The 24,540-nt window shown below is 36.5% G+C and carries 16 protein-coding genes and 1 CRISPR repeat array; of the genes, 1 reads left to right on the top strand and 15 read right to left on the bottom strand.

The window, feature by feature from the left end; all coding sequences use genetic code 11:
- Nucleotides 1-97 precede the first annotated feature (97 nt).
- Nucleotides 98-256, top strand: a complete 159-nt coding sequence (locus tag EJF36_RS21450) for a hypothetical protein (RefSeq protein WP_185806840.1) — start codon at nt 98-100, stop codon at nt 254-256.
- Between the two features lie 305 nt (nt 257-561).
- A CRISPR array of direct repeats spans nt 562-4,368; the repeat unit is 32 nt; unit sequence ATTTCAATCCACGCACTCACATGGAGTGCGAC.
- 168 nt (nt 4,369-4,536) lie between these two features.
- Here the strand turns inward: EJF36_RS21450 and cas2 are convergent.
- From cas2 to EJF36_RS06510, 15 genes are all read right to left on the bottom strand, one after another.
- Nucleotides 4,537-4,827, bottom strand: a complete 291-nt coding sequence (gene cas2, locus EJF36_RS06570) for a CRISPR-associated endonuclease Cas2 (protein WP_125905550.1) — start codon at nt 4,825-4,827, stop codon at nt 4,537-4,539.
- An 8-nt stretch (nt 4,828-4,835) separates the two neighbouring features.
- Complete coding sequence (cas1c, locus tag EJF36_RS06565; RefSeq protein WP_125905549.1) at nt 4,836-5,867, bottom strand: type I-C CRISPR-associated endonuclease Cas1c; 1,032 nt, start codon at nt 5,865-5,867, stop codon at nt 4,836-4,838.
- The gene (cas4, locus tag EJF36_RS06560) at nt 5,864-6,526 is read right to left on the bottom strand and encodes a CRISPR-associated protein Cas4 (RefSeq protein ID WP_125905548.1); all 663 of its coding nucleotides are present in this window, start codon (nt 6,524-6,526) and stop codon (nt 5,864-5,866) included. Before cas4 ends, cas1c begins: the two co-directional genes overlap by 4 nt.
- Complete coding sequence (cas7c, locus tag EJF36_RS06555; RefSeq protein WP_125905547.1) at nt 6,516-7,373, bottom strand: type I-C CRISPR-associated protein Cas7/Csd2; 858 nt, start codon at nt 7,371-7,373, stop codon at nt 6,516-6,518. Before cas7c ends, cas4 begins: the two co-directional genes overlap by 11 nt.
- Nucleotide 7,374: 1 nt before the next feature.
- A complete protein-coding gene (cas8c, locus tag EJF36_RS06550; RefSeq protein ID WP_125905546.1) occupies nt 7,375-9,279 on the bottom strand; it encodes a type I-C CRISPR-associated protein Cas8c/Csd1 in 1,905 nt (634 codons plus the stop codon).
- A 5-nt stretch (nt 9,280-9,284) separates the two neighbouring features.
- Nucleotides 9,285-9,998: a type I-C CRISPR-associated protein Cas5c gene (gene cas5c, locus EJF36_RS06545; RefSeq protein ID WP_125905545.1), complete on the bottom strand. Its 714-nt coding sequence runs from the start codon at nt 9,996-9,998 to the stop codon at nt 9,285-9,287.
- Nucleotides 9,999-10,175: 177 nt separating this feature from the next.
- On the bottom strand, nt 10,176-12,608 hold the full coding sequence (gene cas3 / locus EJF36_RS06540) for a CRISPR-associated helicase Cas3' (protein ID WP_125905544.1): 2,433 nt from the start codon (nt 12,606-12,608) through the stop codon (nt 10,176-10,178).
- A 616-nt stretch (nt 12,609-13,224) separates the two neighbouring features.
- Nucleotides 13,225-14,706, bottom strand: a complete 1,482-nt coding sequence (locus EJF36_RS06535; RefSeq protein WP_125905543.1) for a recombinase family protein — start codon at nt 14,704-14,706, stop codon at nt 13,225-13,227.
- Complete coding sequence (locus EJF36_RS06530) at nt 14,703-16,118, bottom strand: recombinase family protein (protein ID WP_125905542.1); 1,416 nt, start codon at nt 16,116-16,118, stop codon at nt 14,703-14,705. Before EJF36_RS06530 ends, EJF36_RS06535 begins: the two co-directional genes overlap by 4 nt.
- Nucleotides 16,111-16,287, bottom strand: coding sequence for a hypothetical protein (locus EJF36_RS21445; protein ID WP_185806839.1), 177 nt, complete (start codon nt 16,285-16,287; stop codon nt 16,111-16,113). The genes EJF36_RS06530 and EJF36_RS21445 overlap by 8 nt, the downstream gene beginning before the upstream one ends.
- A gap of 52 nt (nt 16,288-16,339) precedes the next feature.
- Complete coding sequence (locus tag EJF36_RS21800) at nt 16,340-16,471, bottom strand: hypothetical protein (RefSeq protein ID WP_260471840.1); 132 nt, start codon at nt 16,469-16,471, stop codon at nt 16,340-16,342.
- 1,356 nt (nt 16,472-17,827) lie between these two features.
- A complete protein-coding gene (locus tag EJF36_RS06525; protein ID WP_125905541.1) occupies nt 17,828-18,250 on the bottom strand; it encodes an SMI1/KNR4 family protein in 423 nt (140 codons plus the stop codon).
- A gap of 12 nt (nt 18,251-18,262) precedes the next feature.
- Nucleotides 18,263-19,189, bottom strand: coding sequence for a hypothetical protein (locus tag EJF36_RS06520; RefSeq protein ID WP_125905540.1), 927 nt, complete (start codon nt 19,187-19,189; stop codon nt 18,263-18,265).
- Nucleotides 19,176-22,166: an ATP-binding protein gene (locus EJF36_RS06515; RefSeq protein ID WP_221760718.1), complete on the bottom strand. Its 2,991-nt coding sequence runs from the start codon at nt 22,164-22,166 to the stop codon at nt 19,176-19,178. The genes EJF36_RS06520 and EJF36_RS06515 overlap by 14 nt, the downstream gene beginning before the upstream one ends.
- A 4-nt stretch (nt 22,167-22,170) precedes the next feature.
- Nucleotides 22,171-23,844: a hypothetical protein gene (locus EJF36_RS06510; RefSeq protein ID WP_125905539.1), complete on the bottom strand. Its 1,674-nt coding sequence runs from the start codon at nt 23,842-23,844 to the stop codon at nt 22,171-22,173.
- Nucleotides 23,845-24,540: the final 696 nt, after the last annotated feature.

Here is a 24,540-nt window from a genome sequence, read left to right as displayed (position 1 = left end):
AAAACTTATGTAATTAATAAGAACAAACAAGATAAAAATGAAATAATTGAAAGGATATTCGACAGAACTGATAACAAAAAGACTGAGGTGATTTTAAATGAGCAAAGACAGAAAAGATGATAACCGTCTTGATAGGTTTCTTGAAGAAACTCATTTAGGTGCACAAGGTAAAAAACCTAATAAAAACAGTAGAAAAGATGACGGGCGATTGGATAAATTTCTCAAAGAATCTCATAAGGGCGGAAAGAAACTATAAAAAAGAAAACAAGCCCAACTGTCTAATCCGTTTTCATAATTGTTTTACCATATAAAATATAATATCCCACCTATAATAGCTGCTAAAAATATAACTCTTGTTGCGAATATTGATACTTCCTTTGCTAATCTTGTATTCCCACTTCTTATCATTGTACAGTTAGTTTTAACACCTTATATAGATTAATATATAAAATGTCAACAAAACTACATTAACAAGTAAACCGACATAGACCACACGCACCATTACTTTCATATGTAAATCAATATGCTTGCCTATCATGATTTCATAAGAAGTGCGAAATATTTTTAATTCACGCACTCACATGGAGTGCGACAAGGATCCGTTTCGCTTGCCCCATATTTACGCTCATTTCAATCCGCGCACTCACATGGAGTGCGACGTCTATGCTTGTTTGTGGTTGCGCCATCATTTCCTATTTCAATCCACGCACTCACATGGAGTGCGACCGTAAACTCACATGGAAAAGATGACATGGTTTGGATTTCAATCCACGCACTCACATGGAGTGCGACAAAAAGTACCCTTGATTAATCAATTGAGTACTTAATTTCAATCCACGCACTCACATGGAGTGCGACAATCGGTTATTCGCAAGCCTACGTCAGTCAATTGATTTCAATCCACGCACTCACATGGAGTGCGACGTTGAGTATTTATACCGCTACTTGCGATGGGATATTTCAATCCACGCACTCACATGGAGTGCGACGTGGACAGAAGCGTATCATCAGATTCTAGCTTTAATTTCAATCCACGCACTCACATGGAGTGCGACCCAACCTATAGCTATATACACTAAAATCGTAAGTTATTTCAATCCACGCACTCACATGGAGTGCGACATTGGATTGGAAAAGTATAACGTCACAGTTGGATATTTCAATCCACGCACTCACATGGAGTGCGACTCCAGCTAGTTGATAGACTTCCTTCTTATTTAAATTTCAATCCACGCACTCACATGGAGTGCGACCTCTTTATCGCTTGCTATGAGAATATGAGCGAGGTATTTCAATCCACGCACTCACATGGAGTGCGACTTTATTCTCCTCAATTTCAACGCTTCTTATAGCCATTTCAATCCACGCACTCACATGGAGTGCGACGTATCGTTACTGGAAGCAAGGTTATGATGGTGGAATTTCAATCCACGCACTCACATGGAGTGCGACTTAAACTGTTCGAATATTATTCGCCTACCATAGCATTTCAATCCACGCACTCACATGGAGTGCGACAAGTGACGAGATCGCGGGCGAGGATGACTTCTTATTTCAATCCACGCACTCACATGGAGTGCGACGACAAGTTTTCTAATGAATAATGCTAGTCTACTAATTTCAATCCACGCACTCACATGGAGTGCGACGCTAAAATGACAAAAGCAGGGGAGTTATTACTACATTTCAATCCACGCACTCACATGGAGTGCGACCGCAACGGTGGAGAAATGCAAGGGATAGTGTATACATTTCAATCCACGCACTCACATGGAGTGCGACGATATTTACCTATTCTTACAGCATACTCAAATGATATTTCAATCCACGCACTCACATGGAGTGCGACCCCGATTTCCTTTGCTTTCAGTGACAAGCAATTTATTTCAATCCACGCACTCACATGGAGTGCGACTGTTAGCGTGCTTAAATACTGGGTAAACAGACTTATTTCAATCCACGCACTCACATGGAGTGCGACTCAATAGCCTCTGTATTTCCTAATAAACCAGAGCATTTCAATCCACGCACTCACATGGAGTGCGACTTGCAACTCCGTTATAAGCATATAAGATACTTTCTATTTCAATCCACGCACTCACATGGAGTGCGACCAGCAGGGCAAGACTTTAGTATAGCTGTTGAGGGAATTTCAATCCACGCACTCACATGGAGTGCGACAACTAGACACAACCATTCATTATTAAACGTTGTTATTTCAATCCACGCACTCACATGGAGTGCGACGGAATAACACCATTGTCGTATGATGTTACATCTGCATTTCAATCCACGCACTCACATGGAGTGCGACTACAAATTGTGGATTTAGGGCAACATGATCAACATTTCAATCCACGCACTCACATGGAGTGCGACCGCTAATTAAATCGGTAGCAAACGAGTTTACTAATTTCAATCCACGCACTCACATGGAGTGCGACGAATGTAGCCGGGAATGTGTCGCTCAACATTTAGATTTCAATCCACGCACTCACATGGAGTGCGACTATTAGGTGTATTAGCAATCAAAACATTAGGAGATTTCAATCCACGCACTCACATGGAGTGCGACTGGACCAATTCCAACGTTCGCAAAGTTGCCTAATTATTTCAATCCACGCACTCACATGGAGTGCGACGGGAACATCATGAATGAATCGTCTCGTACATTAAGTATTTCAATCCACGCACTCACATGGAGTGCGACTCAAGCGAGAGAAATTCATTAACTCCGGCTATATATTTCAATCCACGCACTCACATGGAGTGCGACACAAGCTAAGCTGATAAGTAATTGCTGATATTACCATTTCAATCCACGCACTCACATGGAGTGCGACGATGATGCGGGCCGTATTTTTTCGTTTATGCCGATAATTTCAATCCACGCACTCACATGGAGTGCGACCGATACCGAGTAACGCTTGTCCGTCGCAACTATCATTTCAATCCACGCACTCACATGGAGTGCGACTTTTAACTTCGTTAATTCCGCTTTATCCTTTCGATTTCAATCCACGCACTCACATGGAGTGCGACTTAGCGACAAACCTATTAAACAAGAGTTATTGCCCATTTCAATCCACGCACTCACATGGAGTGCGACACTCACAAACTCCTTTATTATTGCACATAAAGAAATTTCAATCCACGCACTCACATGGAGTGCGACAAGATGATTTGGAAAGTGCGCTAAAGTGTTTCAATATTTCAATCCACGCACTCACATGGAGTGCGACGTTGCATGGAAAAAGGCAACTGATATAGGTGAAGTATTTCAATCCACGCACTCACATGGAGTGCGACGCAAAATGGCATTATCTTTCAGAAATACCATCATTATTTCAATCCACGCACTCACATGGAGTGCGACGATGGTACGCAAACGAGCTCGGGGCAGGTGTTAATTTCAATCCACGCACTCACATGGAGTGCGACTGATATGTTTAATGATTGGTATTTAAACGTTTTTATTTCAATCCACGCACTCACATGGAGTGCGACTCCGTTTTCGATATTTGCCCATTTGCATCTGGTTATTTCAATCCACGCACTCACATGGAGTGCGACTCAACTATTTGCCCTCTACTGATTTAGAACAAGCAATTTCAATCCACGCACTCACATGGAGTGCGACAAAAACAACAAGATGCACTAGCGCAGAAACAATGGATTTCAATCCACGCACTCACATGGAGTGCGACGTTTTCTATTTTTCTATTGTGGGGGTAATATAATATTTCAATCCACGCACTCACATGGAGTGCGACGGCATGGAAAAAGTGTTTTGCTGACATTTGGAAAATTTCAATCCACGCACTCACATGGAGTGCGACGATAGTATGACTTGTTTTCTAGTCATATCACTAGGATTTCAATCCACGCACTCACATGGAGTGCGACTGATTCATTTAAAGGCGTATTAGTCATGAGTATTATTTCAATCCACGCACTCACATGGAGTGCGACGCAGAATCCAAAAAACAGCGTAGACAGTAACTTATTTCAATCCACGCACTCACATGGAGTGCGACATCTGCATAGTGTTATCTATCATCATAGTTACTAATTTCAATCCACGCACTCACATGGAGTGCGACATTTCCATAATTATTTAATTCACCAATCTTAACCATTTCAATCCACGCACTCACATGGAGTGCGACGGCTATACATGGAATGGCAAACCGATTACAACGATTTCAATCCACGCACTCACATGGAGTGCGACGTAACGGATGGGAGATGGCTGACCCTGTTATTGATATTTCAATCCACGCACTCACATGGAGTGCGACCGAAACTAAAACTAGTGTCGCAACTAATAATGTAGATTTCAATCCACGCACTCACATGGAGTGCGACAGCGATTTTTTTCATAAAAAACACCATATATAGTTTTTAAAATGAAAATTTCGCTACTTCCTTGTTAATTAAAGGACATCTTTTATAATGATTATAAAATAGTAGACAAACAGTATAGCATTTAGGTGCGAAACCTCTTACTATTTTATGTGCACATCACGTTCGCACCTAAATAATTAAAGTGCCTTCTATATCTAGAGATTCCTTAACACCAACATGTTCAACTTTTGATTTATAATTATTTCCTAGACGATAGAATCGTAGGCTATCTTGGCTCACATCAATGATACTTATAAGCTCAAATTTCAAAGATTCAAATTGTGTAGCATCCAGAACACATTCAAACACTGAATTTTGAACTCGTTGACCATAGTTTTGACATGCCTTTGAAACTTTTCTTAATCTTTTCTGACCACCACTACTCACTGTACTAACATCGTACGTAATTAATACTAGCAAACCACCACCTACTTCCAGAAAAATGGAGGATATTCATCCAAATCTTCTCGTAAATATCTAGCTAATAGTAATGCCTGTGCATGAGGAACCAGTCCCCACATTATTTTTTCTCCTAAGTAGGGATGGGTAATCTGTTCCTGCTTTTTATTCTGCCATGCAGATAAAAAATTTTTTCTTGCATCATCAGTCATAATGACCGCACCATTTTCTTTTATAAAAAAATCATCCTTGTTCATAACCTTTTTATTAATTAGTGAGAGTACAAATCTATCAGCATAAACACCCCGTAATTCCTCCATTAGATCTAATGCAAGGGAAGGCCTCCCTGGTCGTTCTCTATGTAAAAAACCAACATAAGCATCCAATCCAACTCCTTCCAATGCAGCTGCCATATCGTTTGCCAACAAAGAATAAGCAAAGGAGAGCATCGCATTAACGTTGTCTAGCGGAGGCCTTCTAGAACGAGTATGAAAAAAGAAATCCTCTTTCTGTTGTAAAATCATCTGATTAAGCAACTTATTATAACTAACAGCCGCTTGACCTTCCCAACCTCTTAAGGATTCTAAATCCTCACAGTTCCTAACCTCACGGATTACAGATGACAAATACGTAGAAACAGCTTTGAATTGTTTAGCATCGATCCTTAGTGGATAATCTCTAGTCATCCTTTCAATAATCCACTTGTTATTGTAAATCTTCCCGACAATAAAATTTCTTGCCACTTTTGCAGAATGAACTTCATTATCAGAAATGCGATATTGCTTTTTTCTTAGAACTACATTGCCTTTGCTCTCTCCAATTACTCTAGCTAGAAAACGTCCATTCTTTGTAAAAAACGATAATGAAATGTTTTTATCCGCACAATACCCCATGATTGCTGGACTTGCACCTGTATAACCGAAAGTGGTGATAGCCTCCAGATTATGAAGAGGAACTCGTGCAAGTTTTTCCTCTTCTTTTTGAACGACTACATTGTCTCCATCTAAAGATAAATAAACATCTGGTTGAGTAACATAAAGAGTATTCAGTAACTTTTTCACTCATTAACCCTCCCCTCAATATAACTTTTCACAGTTTTCTTATTCATCAAGGACGGCATACATATATTTTGAAGGGAGCACCGAGTGCAAAAAGCACCTGTTTTTACTTTAGGTGTGTGTCTTCTATTATAATAATCTACCATTTCTGCAGCAGTTTTTCTTACTCTATCCTTCTTGTCTTCTGTTATTGAAACTTCAACTCTATGTTTAATTTCATGATAATATAAATAGCCCGTCTCTACCCCACATAGAAGCATTTCCTCTAAGCACATGGCCTGCGCTATCAATTGTAATACATCAGATTCATTTGATTTTGGTTTTCCGCGTTTGTACTCAACTGGATACGCTCTGAACTTACCATCTAAACCATTAATTTCAACACCACTTTTAGTATCCTTAATAAACTCCACTACGTCACATATTCCGGTTAGATTGAGTTCATTTGACTTAATAGGCATCCCTCGAACAATGAGCTTACCACCACGTTTTTCTCTAATAAATGGCTTGTCTGCTTTTTGGTGAAGATGTTGTCCCTGAACCGTTCGAACATTCTCTTCCCATTGTTGCTCAATATGAATGAGTGCCCACTGACGCTTGCAGAATTGGAAGTGTTGAATGCCAGATAGCATTAAATACTCCTCTTCTTCATTATTGACCATCGATAATCTCTACTTTTAATCCATCTAGTTCATGGACAATAATTTCATAGTCCTCAGAACTTTTGGGTTCATCTTTCAGTTTGTTTATTTCAAGAAGTCGATGAACCTTAGCAGACGAATATTGCCCAAGCCTTGAATTATGCTCCCACCAACACACTTTTAGCACTTCCATACTTCCATCAGGTCTCGCTGAGGAAGCATCATTTTCAAAAAGAGTAATCAATGCATTTTTTAGTTTAAGAGCATCCTCATTAGAGAAACCTGTTTTTTCTGCTAACTGAGTATTTATGCTACCGTAAAATTTATACACCCCAAAATCCACACGATGTTTCATCCCCATCGTATCCGACCCTTTTGATTCACTTGTTTCTGAGTTTACACTTTTGGTAATCTGCATACTCGTAATATCTATAGGATCTATACTTGTTGCTGTATGAATTGAGACAGGTCCTCTTACCCCGACTGACACTCCTTTACCTGCTCCTTTAAAAGCAAATACTTGCCCAAAACTTCGAACGTCGAACCATGTTTTACAAGCAACTTCTGCATATAGCTCAGCATTATTTTTTTTCCCTTTTAATGCCGCAACCAACTCCTCATTCGCATCTGCCCTTTCTTTCAAACTATTAAATTCGTCTGCTTTTTTATCATTAGATTGAACAAAGATTGACTCTTCCATATCTAATAGACGATTGCGAATTTTACGCTTCAAAGCTACATCTGAAACTTCTCCATACCCATCGTAATTTTGACGCGGACGGTTACCATTCAAAGGGTCACCATTTGGATTTGCTTTTGTTACAGAAAACACTATTGCAAAATCAACTTTGTGGTCTAAACTCGCCATTCTATTCTTCCTCCTTATTTTGTACTTCTTGTATATTTTCTTGTTTATCTTTTTTTTGGTATAAATCTTGCCGTTGGCTGTAAAAACCTAGTAAATACCGACCTGAAAGTGGCCTATTATTAAAATTATCCATTTCAATACGAGAGCCAACCTCATCCAAAAGTTTATTATAATACCAGACATTTTCTCCCAATCTAGCTTGATATGGTTGTAATGCTGACTGTATGGTTGTCCATGTTCTAGCTGGATGTTGAGCAAATGAGTTCATATATCTTCTAGCATTTGTTGCCCGCTTATCATCTCCTAAGGCATTCCGCTCCAGCACATCTGCAATTGCTAACAATCTACCAAATAAATAATCGCGATCGTTTGTCTCCTTATCTAATGCCACTGAATAACCCTCCTTCTTGTTAATTAATGCACAAGCAATACTTAAAGTCTTTTCCCATTCCCAGTTTTCCATTCCTTCTGGATGTGAGGCACGATTTATAGTATTCCGAATAATATCTAGCGGTATTTGACGACCATCGACAATACAAGGAATCAACCTTTCTACCAAACCTTTAACAATTTTGTCACTCGCATTTGCTCCATATGCAGCAAATGCGATGTCCTTTGGTGCAGGTGCCCCATAAAACGGTTGGACTTTACCAACTTGATTCTTACGATATCGATGCCACCACACACAACTGGTATGCCACTCCTTTAACTTATCTAAATAAAAGGCTTTATCTAAACTTCGGTAGTATAACACGGCCATTCTTCCTGTTGTTGCGGAATCAAGAACTAAGATTTGAACCTTGTCACCCGGCTGTAATTTTGCCTTATAACCTGAAATAGCTTTTGAGATTTGTTCTGCATAATATTTCATTGTGTTCTCATTTATCGTCTTACTCTCCGATTCATCTGCCGTTTCATCTGCCGCAAAAATGGAGCTATCTTCAGCTATATCTGGAATTTCTTCCAAATCAATTCCCCAAACAAGGAATACCCTGCCATCAATAATTATTTTTGCTTGCTTATTTATTAGCCATTTCAATGCGTTATGTGCTTTTTGTGAAACTTCATAGCTAATACTTGCCACTTCACCTGATTCTTTGAAACGTCCTCGAAAAGTAAAACCATTAGTGTCGTTCGCAGAAATTAGTTTCGCCTTGTCAGCTGAATTTCTAATTTTATTAGCGTGTCGTTCTGTAATAGGAAGTAACTTACCCGTAACATAACAAACATCCTCATCCCCGAGCATTGCATTATAATGCTGTTTAAAAGACTCATACATATCCATATTCTTCCACACATCAAGATTAAAGACTCCAGGCTGATGAACTGTAAATCGTATAAAGGCACTTTCTTGTCCACCTGTTACAACGGAAAAAATAGGAGGTTTCGCATCTTTCTTATTCCATGAGGAAAGTAGTAAATCATGTTCATCTGTCCATAAAACCTTCTCTTTCACTAAATCTTTAATCAAATGACCTTTTTGTAAGTACGTATAGATACTTTTTACTTCATTAATCACATAAGGAGATTCTGCCCATTCCTTTAATTGACCAATATAGACATCGTAAGGATTCTCATCAGTTTTAATTTTCCCTCCATACTTTGCAAAGTCACCAGCTACATACATGAGTTTGTCGTGTAATGGATACGGAGCAACTACTTTTCCAGCGCGGCTTGATGATTTTTCAGTTGCTGGTATAACAGTGACAGCATTGTTCTTATCCGTAATGACATCAGCAGAGTGAAAATCTCCTTGAGGCGTTACTCTCACTTCAATATGCGCTGTTTGTGTCGTATGAGATACTGGGAGTAATGTATATTCCTGTCCATTCGGCCGTTGTTCAATTGCACCTACTCTACTGATATTCGCTTCATAAGTTTCATATAAATTTAGCAGCCAACTCATCCTTTTCACCTCTCAGCTTCAAACTGCTCCCATAACGCGTCCGCCGATTCAATTTTAGAACGATCAAATGTGAGCGGTTCCATTTCACGTAACACTCGAATATTCGTACATTGATCTGGACGTTTAAAGCGAATAATTCCTTTTTCCATTGTTGGATTCCATAGGCGAACTTCCATTTGATTGCATCCTGTTTCATCTGGATAATTAATACCGTGGACCATTGTTCCAAGAGGCATTTCTTCTAGATGATCGTAATATCCTTCTCCGGAGCCAAACTCGCACGGCTCAACATATCCTTGACATTCACGTGTACCAAGGAATATATCTCTTCTTCCACCAGCTTTCAACGAACGTTTAAGAATGTTATGATGCTTATTTTCGTCACGGTCGAATGCCAAATCAGGACGGTGGTGGTTAAAGATAAAATGAGCCCTTACCTGATAGCGCACATTCTTCAAGTACGTATAATTCGCCAATGTATTCCCACCAGAGTATTCAATCGGTCGAATACCTTTCGACTCCATTCTAATCTGGTTCATAATCCGAACCTCATCAATAATAAACATAATAGTGGGCTTCCAGTAAATACTTTCGACTATACCTTTCAATGACTGATATGTAGGTACGTTATACGTCATTTTCTCTCCGCCCATTTTCGTTAGTGGATCCGTAAACAATGCATATGATCCATAAACTTCAAATTCTATTGAATTTCTCATAAGTCACCTCCGAATTTCACCTTTTTTCTAACTAATTAGATTATTAATTCATAGATTATGAATTTATAATCTTCTCTCTTTTGATGCTTAGACCAAAGAGTCGCTGATAACTGCACGGGTTAAAATATATTTCAAACTAAATAGGTACCTACCATCGAGATAGATTTTAAATTATTTTCAAAAAAAGTACCCTCCCGCTCCACTCTCATTCTTTATGTCTACTCCATACTTTTCGTTGTAAGCTCCTTTCTTTAAAACAAATATTTGCCCATCAAATACCGTTTCTAATCCTCCATTTCGCTCTAGCTCGTCCAATTCATGCTTATATAAATTTACACTAAATTGTTGAGATCTTTTAAGCAAATTACCAAGTTCCTCGATTGTCTCATCACCATTTAAGTCAGCAATAATATCCTCTCCTTCCTCAAATGGAACAAGGGCAGTAGTGGTTTCATGCTCAATAACTTGAAAATACTGAGCAGCTGTTCCGTAACTATTAGCAAGAAATAACGGCAATTCTTTTTTATTTTGATGCCTGTAAGCTTTACAATAATTATTTTCAGATCGTTTTTGCATTAGTAGATTCGTTTGATAGTTATCTAATTTTTTCACGTAATAATTTGAGCGGGTTGAAAGCCCATTATAGTATCCTTGAAAATAATTTCTCATCGCATCTTGAGATAGTAAATGTCCACCATGACTACATGGATCCATTTGCAAATCTTTTAAGATTATTTTAGTTAGTTGTTTCCCCACTTCAATCTCTCTTAATTTACTTAACTTTTCCTCCTCATGGTCAATAATATATACTCTTCCAATCTCTAATTCCCCATGACGATTGCAACGACCCGCAGCCTGCGCAATGGAATCCAAACCAGCAAGTGAACGAATAACACATGAAAAACTAACATCTACACCTGCTTCAATTAATTGCGTACTAATACAAATGATTGGATCCTTATTCTTCAAGCGAATTCTTACTTCTTCAATAATTTTGTTTCGATGTGCGGCACACATCGAAGTGCTTAAGTGATATATTGGAATCCCAGCTAGCTGGGAAGATAATTTTTCAAATAAATCTTTTACAACCGCCTTTGTATTCAATATGATTAAAATACTGTTTCTTGTTTCTAGTTGTTCTTCAACAAAAACAGCCAATCTGTCATTATTAAATGATTCTTGGGTTGCTCTATCAATAATTTCTACTCGCTTAAACGAAGTGATAACATCGTCAATGTTCTCGATCATCTCTGCTTCTGGTGATATTTCTAATTGATACTCTACAAAATCAAGCGCTGGTTGTGTTGCCGTGCATAACACAATGCTACTGTTTCCATATGTTTTTAAAAAGTTGAGCGCACTATTAAATAAGGAAATACAAGATACCGGCACTTTTTGAACCTCATCAAATATAATTACTGCTTCACTTAAATTATGTAGCCTTCTAATATTCCGACTACCTTTGGCATAAAACGTATCTAAAAATTGGACCATTGTGGTAAAAATAATAGGAGAATCCCAATTATCTTTTGCTAACTTTAATTTTTCCTTAATACACATAATGCCATCATGGTTTTCATCTTCATCATTTTCATCAATATCTATAATTACGTTAGAATGATGCTCCAAAACATTTCCATCATCCTTTAATATTTTTCTGACTTCCTCGGCATTTTGTTCAATAATCGTTGTAAAAGGAACCACATAAATAATCTGTTTCTTATTAAATTCTTGAGCATGTTTGAGTGCATATCGCAAGCTCGCTAATGTTTTTCCTCCACCAGTGGGGATGGATAATGTATAAATTCCCGAGGGCTTCTTTGCAAATACCTCGCAGTGCTCAGACATTTTTCTGCGCAGCACATTAATTGGCGTGTTTGCATCTTTATGATTTAGAAAAGAATTGTTTTTCTTCATTAATTTTTCATAATAAGACTTGAATAACTGTTTGCGGTTATCTGGAGGGATATGCGACTTATTTTCTTCAAATAATCTTGTATTTGTTCGGTCAGCATCAATTAGTGCGCTAAAAATGAATTTGGTTAAAAACATACATTTTTGCTCAGTCGTTTTTGTTTTATCTTTTTCAAGGAATATTTTTAACTCTTTTGTTGCTTTTTCGACGTAATCTGCAAAGTCGGCTTCACTGATTACTGATTTAAAAAACATTGCTTTTGTTCGAGGATACTCTTCTAGGTCACTCTTCTGAACTCTTTTTAAATAGGGGGATTCCAAGTTTTCATTTAAGAAATCTTTTAAATAAGAATGATGTGAGATAATAGCATTTCCAACAATCTCTGCTAATCTTGCAGGAATTTCTTTTATGTTTTTCGTGTGGTATAAGTCATATAATAGTTTTCCGCCAGCAGTGGAATGATCAACTGTGCCACGAGCGGGAGCTGTTTCTGGATGAAAGACAGCTGCCTTTATGTAATTAGAAAACTCTTTGGTATATTTACCCATATCATGCAGCATGCCAGCTAATCCCGCAATATGCCTTACACCAATTTTGTCACCAAAACTCTCCGCAAGCTCCTTTACTTCTAATAAATGTTCTTCAATAGTTTGAATCTGTTTATCAATTTTCCGAATATGTGCAATATTTGTCATTTCTATTACCTTCCTAATCTTTACGTTAAATAAATTACGCTTTATCTAAACTAGGACATTATGACTATTAATTACTATTCTGGAATTTAACTGGAATAAAGTCAATGATTTTCCTAATATTTCTAAGTAAGTTCATAATTTTCCTTGTATAGGGGAAACCTGGTCCATTAGGATAAATTATCAAAGTACTAATACTCACACAGCAACGCTTATAATAACACTCATAGAAGATGGACAGAAGCAATATACAAAGGTGAAACATAACCCAATCATAAAAAAGGAGCCACCTCTACCAAAATACATAAAAGAAGAGTGTCGTCTCTATCAACACTCCTTGCAACTGCTCTTAGCGCAAAAACCAGGTATTCGCCTGGGCTTTTAATTTCCGCGTCTATTTCCCCCATTAATGTATATATTTTCGATTTTGTGTCCATAATGTTTTTGTAATCTCGATTTTGTATCCATGAAGGTATCCCTTTATAGATATTAAATCGAAATTTGGTCAGTGAAATAGCCCTATATCAAGGCTATTCCACTATCTGATGCAACACTACCTTCAGTATCGTTTAAGCAGTTTCGATTTTGCATCCAACATTCAATTTATATTTTCGATTTTTTATCCAGTACTATCATTGATTAATGACAAAGGATTCTGTCTGAACTTAATATCATAATCAATCGTGTTGTCATTTCGCTTTGTAATTAATACTTGGTCAATACTGTATAGAGTGAATAACCTCTGTTCCGTATTTGATAAATTTAAGATTACAGTGTCTTGCAATTGCATAATAATTGATTCTAGTTGTTTTTCTTCTTTCAGCAGTTCAATATCAGATATCTTATCATTCAAGCTTTTAATTTGATTAGCTAAACGAGCTTTGACATTTTTAAATACTATGTTTAAATTTGACCGATTGTTTGCAATAGTGCTTTCATTTATCTCAATCAGCTTTTGTTTATCGTGTAAAACTTTTCTATTCTTATAAAGTTCAAACAAGCAAGCATCTATTATCGAAATTGCCTTGTCCCGAATTATCGAGCTGTTAAATGCGAAATACGTATCCATTCGGTCCAGAAGTAATTTATTCAAACTTATCGCTTCAATCTCATAATTACAGATATGGCAATAGTATTTGAGGTAGCTATATTTGTTCTCACCTTTACCAGTTGAGGCATTGCGATGTGACAATGAATTACTACAGTTCGTGCAGATAAGCAAACCACTATAGATAAAAGGTGTCTCTAATTTACTGTATTCTTTTTTAAATGTGCGATTAGCATCAATTATTTTTTTTAGAAAGTGCGGAACAATAGGTGTATGTGCATTTTGTATTGACTGACACTTCTTAGTACCTTGACCTGGTCCATGGAATTTCCATTCTAGAGTTCCTAGATAAACCGGATTTTTAAGAATCACGTCAATAGTACTTCCATTCCATCGCTTGTTTGATGGTGAAGGTACTTCAGCATCATTCAATATATGTGCAATTTTCTTAACAGAATGTCCCCATGAAGCTAAGTGATATATAAAGCGAACAATAGGTGCATCTTTGTTAGGCACTAGCTTCTTGTTAACCTGATCATAGCCAAATGGGACAACTGAACCTGGCCGATTTTCATTAACCAAGGCGCTTATTTGACTGTCAACTGCATGCCTTGCTTTATTGTGGGATTCACCATTTGCAACAATTAAATGGATTTTGACATCAAAATCAGCTGGCGTCCAATTATCATATTTAGTTGTTGTGTAAAATTTGATTTCTGGCTTTTTTGCAATAACATCGTTATAAAACTCGGATACAAAAGAGTAAATTTTTCTATCAATCCTAGAAAAATCGTAAAAAATGACTGCGTCAATATTTCGGGTTAAAATAGCATCCTTCAATTTATTTAAGCCTTTTCGTTCGTTAGCATTCTTTTTAAAAGCACTTACGCCATCATCATAAAAGATATTATCACTAGGGAGCAGTAAGCCCTTTGCTTTAGCATAGTCTTTAATATGACTGAGCTGGATTTCAAATGAATCATTTCCTTTTTGTTTATGAGAGGATCTCCTGATCATCGCTGCAGCAACTTTCTGTTTTTTATTCTCAATCATAAGAGTACACTCTCCCGTATCTCATCTTTGTTTACGTAGTCACAGAAATAAAAATGGAAAACGATTGATTCACTATCAACAAGAGTTTTAGCGACAAGGATTCCAACATATTTTTGAATATCATTTGTTGAGACCAACCTAATGAGGTCCAATCCCGTAACCAGCTGGCCAATATTACTTTGGTAGTATTCTAGAAATAGGATCTTATCATTTATTTCTTTTCGATCTTTTTTTAAGTCATTCAATTTGAAAAGTATTGGTTCATACTTACCCTCTATGAACATATTAGGTGACATACAAGTTAGTTGCTCTTCTGTTTTCATGATTTTCTTGTGTAGTTGCTCCGCACTGTTTCGATGATCTCTCATAAGGTCACATAACATTTTATTAGCTAGCTCTCGTAGCTTGTCTTGGTCAAGTGATTTCAAAACATCTAAAGTGCGATTAAATAATAACTCGTTATAGTCATCGACACTAATCGAGACCTTCTTATGTTTGTTACTGCAACTATAACTACCTGAACCACCAACTTTGTTCTTCACGTAACGCATTTCTTTTTGGCATTCACCACAACGAGGCCTTAATACGTCTTCATCGACTCGTCCCTGTAAGTCCTTATTAAGTTGTTTTACATACGGCCCTATAACTTTTTGTATACGTTCGAACGCATCTATCGAAACAACTGGTTCTACATACGTTAATTGATTATACTTTTTCCCTACCTTTTCATGCCCCGCATAGAACGCATCTGTTAAGATATTAATTATCTGGATAGGATCTTTTTTTAACTTTGTTGTTTTATATTCGTGTAACAACTTAAGAAACTCTTCTGTATTAATAATGTTCTGAGCACTTTCAAACAACCCAAACAACAATTGTTTTCTGCTATCTAATTTATACTCTTTATGATTTGCATGTTTTATAGTGTTATATCCATATTTCTTAGGTGGTACCCTTTTGTTCACGTCACTCATCCTTCTTGCAATTGCCTTCCCCTCTTCTTCAATGAGAACTCCATTGAACCCTTCTGTATAAGGATTTGAACTAAATGGCGGATAATATGAATCATTAGTTGTAAACACTACATTGATATCATTCATTAGGAACAAGTCTACAAGTTCCAAATACTCATAGAAATTTCTAGTTAGTCGTGTACGGTCGTAAGTATATATAGTTTTTACTGACCCTGATTGAATCATTTTTATAATTTCCCGCATTTTATCTCTTTTTGATAGAGGAACCTTATTTGACGAAATTCCAAGTTCGTTAAATTCTACATACTCACTTTCATCAAGGGTCATTCGGTACTCTTCGTCTGCTGTCATTTGCATTTCAAGACTTTGTTGCTGTGTACTGACTCTCCGATGAAACACATCATACTTTTGTATTACGTTTTTTATTTCATTATTCATAATCCATCTCTCCCTGTTTTTTGTGCTTCTGACTTAAAATAGCCCCTTGCAACTCAATTGGTATGTTAAGTTTCTCCAATATTGCCCGTTCTAGTAATCTTTCTAACCATACATCTCCAATTTTGTTGTTCTTATCGGTGAACTGTATTTTGGTTTTCCTTTTCTTCATTACAACCACCTCCAATCAATTCCATGATTGACTGGAGGAAAGTGATTTATACCTATTGTATTTGAGCTTTATCCAAATCAAATTCCATTTGTATATTTATTCCTTGCCTTACATCTGGCCTTCTAATCGCCACCGCAAATGTACGATGACCTGGAAGGCCCGATTCTATTATTCTATTACTCATTCCAATCCCCCTAACTGAGACATATGTCGTATATAACTTTTCAGACATTCTTTTGATACACCATGCTGGGTACTGTGTTGTTCCAAACGTCTAATCCAATTGATGTTCTCAACCTCTGTTTTTTTCTTTACCATATTTGACACCTACAGTCCCGACTTGTACTTTTTAATTTTCTTCTGATTACAATTGCGAATTTTTACTGATGGCTTTTGTTGTGCTATCTTCATACAGTCTCTCCTCTTGATTATTTTTATTTAACAAGCGCTTGTTAATTTAATAGTAATAAATTTAAAATTGGGGTTTTTAAAAAGTGGGGGTTTTTTTTCAAAATAATATTATTTTGACACAAAATGTTCACGGTGTTTTCCGTTTATCAACTTGTTTTTTTGATATAATTAAAATTTTAACTAAAAATATAAAAAAGCGTCCATGGAAGTATCCATGGACGCAAGTCAAACTTATTAAATCCAACACATATTGCACACCCAATCAAATAAGGTATAATTTAGTAATTCCCTTAACGACTGTATACTGATGCTGACAGAGAACTGCACAAAACTCTGGGGCCACCTGTAGTATCGAAATGGAAATAGATATTCGCCCGTTTGACACCTGTTAACTAACTCTTACCCAAGAGATATATCATCACACCTTTTACAACACTGAAGAGACTACTAATGAATTATGCTACTAGAAATATATATTTTACTAGAATGTCAGTTTAAATATATTCAACCAAGATGTTTCATCTCACTATCACATGACTATCTTTGTCGTCGTTCTACTTTGCAGCTGTTTATGGATGTTTCAGTCAAAGACATGCTTCGGGCCATCACAGGCGGCGAGGAAGGATTTCACGAACCTATCCCCCACTAGGATAAAGTAACAAAGTGCTAGCAGTGTGCTTGGCCTTTTGTATATATAGACCCTAAGTGTCTCTGAAATAAAAAGAAGAGGGAGTGATTACAGCTACGAAAATGCACCATATTTCCAGAATGTGCGGCAAAATTTACTATCTAATGATTAGACATTTGCTAATATAAGTTTAATAATGGAGAAGCCTGATTCTCCTTATTATTAATGTAGACTAGGCATATGAACATCCGAGAGCGCTAGCTTGTTGGATAGTAAGGTTGTACTACGCAGCAAATTAGTTGTTCCGTTACCATCTGCTATTATATAACGTAATTTTAGCAACACAGCAATCCACATGCATCATAAGTTATGTTAGCGAAACGTTTTCTTAAATAACAATTCAGAGGTTAAATTATCCCATTTTTACCCAGGGGTGAGTTCTGTGAAATTGTAAATTATGGTCCACTTAAAGACTTGCTATCATCATACTTTAATATCACGCTATTCAAAGTATCTTTCATCCTTTGAATAATCTAATAAAAACTCTTGAAGATTGTTGGCAATCTTTTTATCGTAATAATATATTTGTCCATAATTTTCTTTTGAAAAACCTATTGAAAAATATGCCGTTTCATTACTTTCAAAGAACACGAGTTTATCATTATCAAACTCGTTGTATATTTCTATATCCTGACAGTTGAAAAATTGACCATCTTTATTTCTAAACTCAGCAATGCTTTTAGGATCCATAATACGATTAATATTGCCGTTTTTAGTTTCCAAGAAACCATAACCTATTTCTAATAAGAATTTACGAAATAATTCTGGTAAAATGATACCTATTTTATCTTCTTGCTCTTTCAGCTTTTCAACCGACACTGAATAAAATGTGTTGTTTTTATTTTTTTGAATGTTTTCAAACATTTCAATTCTCTCCTACCCGAATATTTTTTTGGAAAGTGATTCAGCTGCATGGATTCCACCTTGATGTTCATTTGGAAATTTTGCAGGAACAATATTCCACCACTCATGCGGACCCTTAACTGAATTTTCAATTACGTGGTGTGCATCATGTCGCTGCTCTGCTTTCCTAAGAACATTTCCTGCGTCATCCAACACATCTTTATCATAAATTGGCCACTTCTCTCCAGTATTTCTCTCCCACTCACCTATTAACGTATTCTTAACTTTGTTAAATTCTTGGCGACGTTCTGCTGTTTCTTTTGGGGAAAGTTTGAAATAATCATTATCCTTAATATTCCTGTCAATTAACTCTTTCTGGTTCTTTGGAATAACTCGATCCGTGATTTTTTCAATCTGATTCAAGTATTCTGAGAATCGGGTTTTATCAATAGCTTGTCCGACTTCAGTTGTCTTCTTAACTACTAACTCACCAGTTTCTTTAACAGTTTTTACAGCTACTTCTTCAGTGCCTTCTTTAACCGCTTTCTTAGTTGCCGCTTCGACACCTTCATGAACTGTTTTTTCTGCAACAACTTCAGTTCCTTCTCTCATAACTGTTTTCACCGCATTTTTTCCAAGTTCTGTTCCTGCCTTCACGCCAACAGCTGCACCAGTTGCTAAGCCAGCAGTCGCAACAGTTACACCTATCAACGCAATATCAATACTAGCCGCTATAGCAAAAGCTTGCCAATCTCCTTCGCGGGCTGCATTGTATTCCGAAACACCAGGAACCATTTCTGCCACAAACTTCGTTGCATCTCCGAACTTTCCATCCTTAGGAGTAATTTTAGACACATAATTCTTATGGAAATTTTCCAAAGATTTATGTGCTACTTCTCCAACATTTTTAACGCCATCGCCAACAACGTCAAGAGTTTTGCCAAAATCAATTCCCATCATTCGCTCCCTTCATCGTTAACACACTACAAATTTCATCAATTTGTTCTTTCATAAGTCCTGTAGTTTTCTTTTGAACGAATGCTCTTAATGTATCAGGATTGCCTGACTCAACAAAGCCATCAAATGTCGTTTTGGACAATGAAAGAATGTCAAACAACAGATTTTGTAGCGTAGGGACTGAGCTTTCATCCCAGATAATATGACCTTGATGGTTCGTATAGGTTGCAATCATAATACTCAAAAGTTTTCTATTTACACGAGAAACTTCTATACTATTCAATGCACTAATAAGTTCGCCATGTTTGATTTGGTCATGTGGCAACCACGGTTCCATGATTGCTTTCATTATTTCCGTTCGAGACTCACGAATCGGTTTGATTACAGTTAGATTCTTATTGATATATGGACTCTCTTTGACATTAGCTTTATCAACCATCGTCAGAACCGGACTAATCCAGTCATTTTGATAAACAACAGCCACACCACTTGGCAATTTAGCAATTTCATTAACTTGATCAGGCGTTAGCCCCATAGAGCGTCCTACTGCTTCACGGTCGTTTGCTTCAGGTGTACGTAAAACAAGCTTGGTATTCGTATTCTTAATTGCAGCGATGTCTACTGATGAAGGTGATTGGTCAACAATGATGAAACCTTCACCATAAGTACGAATCTCTGCAATTGTGTTAGTCAACATTTCAACTGACTTACCAATTAAATCAGATTCTCCACTGACTGATGTGTTCCTCAATAGATTATGCGCTTCTTCAAGTACTGTAACGTGTTTAAGCCCAACATTATTTTCTGACTTCCGATCAACCCTATATTCATTCAAAATATAAACTATAAGCCCCATGATGAGCGCCTTAGTTTCACTAGATTTAACACGGCTAATATCTAAGATACAATTCTCATCAAAAAGCTTTTCGTATGGGGTTTGTTCATTTGTAAAAATGAATTTGTTCAATCCAATTGTAAGAGACTTGACTCGAGTAGTTAAGGCGCCGGTGTAGTTTCCTTTGACCTCTGCAGAATAGTCAGTTTCACCAATTAATTCCTCAAGTTGTTCCGCAAGAATCTCAAAGTCAGGGTATTCGACTTCATCACCTTCAAAAGTTGAGGAGCCCAAATCCCAACCAACTTCTTCATATGATTTCAAAATTGCGTTTTTGAAAAACGCTGGCATTGCATCATACATTGGCCAACATACACTGAATATTTCAACTAAACCATCTACATGTTCAAGTACGTGAATTGATTCAGGAAACTTGAATGGATTTAAGTTAATCAATGGTGCAATATTTGGATTTGTTGAGTAAACATTTACATCATCCCAATTTCCAAATACATCCTTATATTCCCCTTTCGCTGGTTCAACAACTAGGAATGGAATTTCGTCTTGGTGTAATTCATTGAGCAATTGATAAACTGTGTTACTCTTACCCGATCCAGTTGATCCAGTAATTAAGGTATGCATATTCAAACTCTTATTATCAAGTTCAACTGTTTTGTCCGTGACTTGGCCTAGATCAAACACTTTACCTAACGTGATGCGTTCTTTTGGATTATCACTAGACTTCTTCGGGAACAATTGATACGAATTAACCTCTTTACCAAATTCAGCGTGTTCAATTACAGGCATACCGGGTACTGTATTTCGAGGTAAGCCCAAGTGAAGTCCAAGTTCTTTACCACTAACAGCTGTTGACGCATTGGTGAACACATTCCCACCATATACAAACTGTGGATGAACAAATCGTGACAAGTATTGAGTCAAGTCCTCAAAATTATTGAAATTACTGCGCCAAGAGTTGATAGCAGACACTTCACGACCAGAGTTTTCACCATTCATTAGCGAGCGATAGTTACTTGCAGCAATCTCGGCAGCAGACATATCATCGGAAATAAAGTATCCCGCAACATTCCACATCCCATAACTATCAAACTCATTTGTTCTTTTAAGCTGACTATCGATAAGTTGTAGCATATCCGTGATTGCTTTATTCTCTACCGTTTTTGCAACCGAACTTGAAGATGATTCAGTAACTTGAGCATTTGGTGCAAGTGATTGGAATAGCCCACCTAACGTTCCACCAATTTGACCACCAAGCATAATTCCTAATGGGTTAGCAATAGCTATACCAACTGCTGCACCAACGACTCCCGAAGTCGTTCCTGCAATCATTGCCGCCTTTTGTTTACCATTCATCTCAGAGAATGATTTGCTCTTTGACTGAGAAGTTGAAATACTGTCATTTAATTGTACTTTTTGTAATGGAGATAATTCCGTATAAAGTCTTTGATAGCTTTTTCTCACCCTTTGAATTTCATCAGAAGAAGAATTCTGAGCAACAATTATCCCCGTAAATTGACGACCGTGCATTGCAAGAGCAAGTTTTTCTAATCCTTGAACAAACTGTTCATTTCCTTGTTCCTTATCATTTTTATTATTACCGACGATACTAACTGAAGCTACATTATGTTGCTTTGCTATTCTAGTAGATAATGCTGCAATTTTAGAACGATCTTCACTTTCGATTTTCACACCAGGAAAATGCCCCACAAGTGTATTTTTTAAGGTATCTCCTAATGTTACTGTAGAACGATTATCGCCATTAGACCGAACTCCTAGATAAAAATCCGTTTGCTTACCATTAGAGTCAATCACCACGAACACTGATGATTTATAGGTTTGAAGTGTATTAAAAACAGTCGTAAATTTATCGGTTACTCGCTCACCTTTTTGATAAACCATCTCTGTGATTTTATGTAGACGAACATTATTAATGAAATCTTCTTCAAGCGCTGGCAATCCCAAATTCTCAAATGAGGCAATCTCCATCTCCGTCAAACGAGAGAGTTCTCTTCGACGAATCATTTCATCAATGATATCTAACTTGACATCTAGCTGTTCTGCTAGAGATAAATTCTGGTAAACAAGTTCTCCACCTTGTGATTGTATTAATTCATTATCTATCATCAACTTAGCCTCTCTCAATTTTTTTCAACTGATCGTCAAATTTCGCCAACCAATCATTATCTTTCTGTAATTTACGTTCTTCATCAGAGAGTCGATCCAATCTTTCTTCTTTTTGTAATGTCTTTTCAGTAATCAATTTTTCAAGGTGTTCATGATAATCTCTAGCAACATCATCATAGAATATTTTCAGGGCATCTGAAACTGCGTCTATAATTTCTTCTGCTTTAGGAATAGAAATTTCGCTAGCTTTATCACGCCACTTACTAATGGAATAAGTAATTTCAGGCACTAATGGTCTTGGTTCCACTTGTTTATCAAACAATTTCTTTGCCAAACCAAACAAATCTTCTGGTTGCTCTACCATTCGTTCTTCCCTGAAAGATAAGAATTCATTTGTTAAATCATGAATATAATACCTAGAGAAATCAAAAACATTTGTTACCAATGATTTAAAACCATCGTATGCATCTGCAAAGTAATATAACGTAGAAAACGTTCTGATGATTTCATCCTTTTCAGCATCGAATATTGCATTCACTTCAGAAATAAAGGTTTTAAAGTAGATAGATAAATCCGCTGAGTATTCACTTGCTGCATGTGTAGCTTCTACGTCATTATTATATTTATTTTTCTTTTTACGCCAGTTTTGAATCTTCTCGTGAAGTACAATTTTTGACACAGTTAACGTTGATGGAATTTCCAAATTATCTCTTTGGATGAAGCTTTCATTGACAACCCTTAATTTTTGAATTGATTCTTCCAATGAATCAATTTGTTTGTGGACATCGGCGTTTTGAATTCTTGACTCTTCATTTTCCACTTCAAGAATTTTTGAAAGTGAATCAAACTCTTTCCTAAAGAGCTTTATTGACTCCACTACATAGTCTGCAATTGGATACATACCTAAGAAATCGCTTACCATTTTATCATTCACAGCAGAAACAATTTGAGGGCGCGCTATTCCTTTATCTTGAATTATTCGTTCGATTTGCACCTTATTCAAATTGGGATGTATAAAGAAAAATAATTGTTTCTCATTAACGTCGTGTCTTGATTGAACAATCTCTAAGAAATTTAGAAATTCTGCTTTGGTGTTTTCATCAATATTAAAAAGAATCGGAGTGTTGGTTAAATCCTTAGGTAACTCATTAACAGTATTTGCATTTTCTAAAGTGAGATCTAAGCCATCAAATACAGAAGTATCTATATTAGACGATTGAATTAACAAATATGAAAATGGTTCATTGAATAATTCAGAATTCTCAGATCTGAATCTAGCATTATCAAATTTTCTATTTGGCGTTGCGTTCAACCATTGTAATAAGTCTTCAATCTCCTTGCTTTTTGTACGTGAATCTTCTAATTCATTCTTAAAGAAAATTCTCACATCAGCAGGGGCTGTTTCTCCGCTAGCTTTGGTTTCGGGCTTGGTGCTAACCCCTGAATCTACAAATGCTTGTTCCAATTCCTCAAAATCTGCTTTTGTTCCAGAAAAATCTAGATCAAAATTGTAACCATTCATCTCATTATAAAAAACAGCAGGAATTTCTGTAATCCAAGCTTGCAATTTCCCTTCTTGGTATTTCTCTACAAGACTATTTATTTTTGGTTCATGCCCATTAAATTTAACTTTAGTTTCAAGCAAATATGGGTTATAGCTCAATTCTGCTTTGACCATTACTTTCTCTCCTGACAAAGTATATTCACGTAATGAAGTTTTAAAAATGCTTCTAAATTTTGTTATCTTTTAGTTGAAAATCGGTTACTAAACTAACCTGCTCATTCATTACAATTATTTCAAATTTTGAAAATGTTAACAATCCTTAATTTAACAAATTGGAACGATTGTTAATATTATTTATTAAAAAAATTTGCTGCGTAGTATACGTCAAATACGAAAAACGGCCACCTAAAAGTGACCGCCCCGTCTCATAAAATTGTTTAATTACAAGTATCGTTATAATACGCAGTAAATGAGTTTGCTAGTTGTTCTACAACATAGGCTTGTAAATTCGCTTCCCAATTATTCTCTGATTTTGCATTTATAAATTTGTATTCAAAACCGGAAACAATCCTACTAGAATGATTGTTTTTATCTATCCTGTTTAGTGTCGAAGACTATTTAAGATGACAATCAGCACTACAACCGTATAACTTAAATCTCAACCTAAAGCGTCATTTAGTCCGGAAAAGTTAAGAGAAGAGCACGACTTTAATGACTAATGCAAACCCAACATTCTGTTTAATAATCTCAAACGTTTTTCTAATCAATTTATCATATAACTGCAATGGGAAGTTCAGGTACATCATTTATATCCTCGCATACCATGCCTACCCACGCAATTGGTATTGTTTTTAACCTTTGATTTGTCCT

The sequence above is a fragment of the Bacillus sp. HMF5848 genome (assembly GCF_003944835.1).
Taxonomy (GTDB): domain Bacteria; phylum Bacillota; class Bacilli; order Bacillales; family HMF5848; genus HMF5848.
The sequence above is the reverse complement of the archived record's forward strand: the minus strand, read 5'-3'. Positions and strand labels throughout refer to the sequence as shown.

Bases quoted from the DNA above. Each gene is read 5' to 3' on its own strand.
- cas3 (WP_125905544.1), bottom strand. From the start codon at position 12,608: ATGACAAATATTGCACATATTCGGAAAATTGATAAACAGATTCAAACT.
- cas8c (WP_125905546.1), bottom strand. From the start codon at position 9,279: ATGAGTTGGCTGCTAAATTTATATGAAACTTATGAAGCGAATATCAGT.
- EJF36_RS21445 (WP_185806839.1), bottom strand. From the start codon at position 16,287: ATGAAGAAAAGGAAAACCAAAATACAGTTCACCGATAAGAACAACAAA.
- EJF36_RS21450 (WP_185806840.1), top strand. From the start codon at position 98: ATGAGCAAAGACAGAAAAGATGATAACCGTCTTGATAGGTTTCTTGAA.
- EJF36_RS06535 (WP_125905543.1), bottom strand. From the start codon at position 14,706: ATGATTGAGAATAAAAAACAGAAAGTTGCTGCAGCGATGATCAGGAGA.
- EJF36_RS06515 (WP_221760718.1), bottom strand. From the start codon at position 22,166: ATGATAGATAATGAATTAATACAATCACAAGGTGGAGAACTTGTTTAC.
- EJF36_RS06525 (WP_125905541.1), bottom strand. From the start codon at position 18,250: ATGTTTGAAAACATTCAAAAAAATAAAAACAACACATTTTATTCAGTG.
- EJF36_RS06520 (WP_125905540.1), bottom strand. From the start codon at position 19,189: ATGATGGGAATTGATTTTGGCAAAACTCTTGACGTTGTTGGCGATGGC.
- EJF36_RS06510 (WP_125905539.1), bottom strand. From the start codon at position 23,844: ATGGTCAAAGCAGAATTGAGCTATAACCCATATTTGCTTGAAACTAAA.
- cas7c (WP_125905547.1), bottom strand. From the start codon at position 7,373: ATGGCGAGTTTAGACCACAAAGTTGATTTTGCAATAGTGTTTTCTGTA.
- cas5c (WP_125905545.1), bottom strand. From the start codon at position 9,998: ATGAGAAATTCAATAGAATTTGAAGTTTATGGATCATATGCATTGTTT.
- EJF36_RS06530 (WP_125905542.1), bottom strand. From the start codon at position 16,118: ATGAATAATGAAATAAAAAACGTAATACAAAAGTATGATGTGTTTCAT.
- EJF36_RS21800 (WP_260471840.1), bottom strand. From the start codon at position 16,471: ATGAGTAATAGAATAATAGAATCGGGCCTTCCAGGTCATCGTACATTT.
- cas4 (WP_125905548.1), bottom strand. From the start codon at position 6,526: ATGGTCAATAATGAAGAAGAGGAGTATTTAATGCTATCTGGCATTCAA.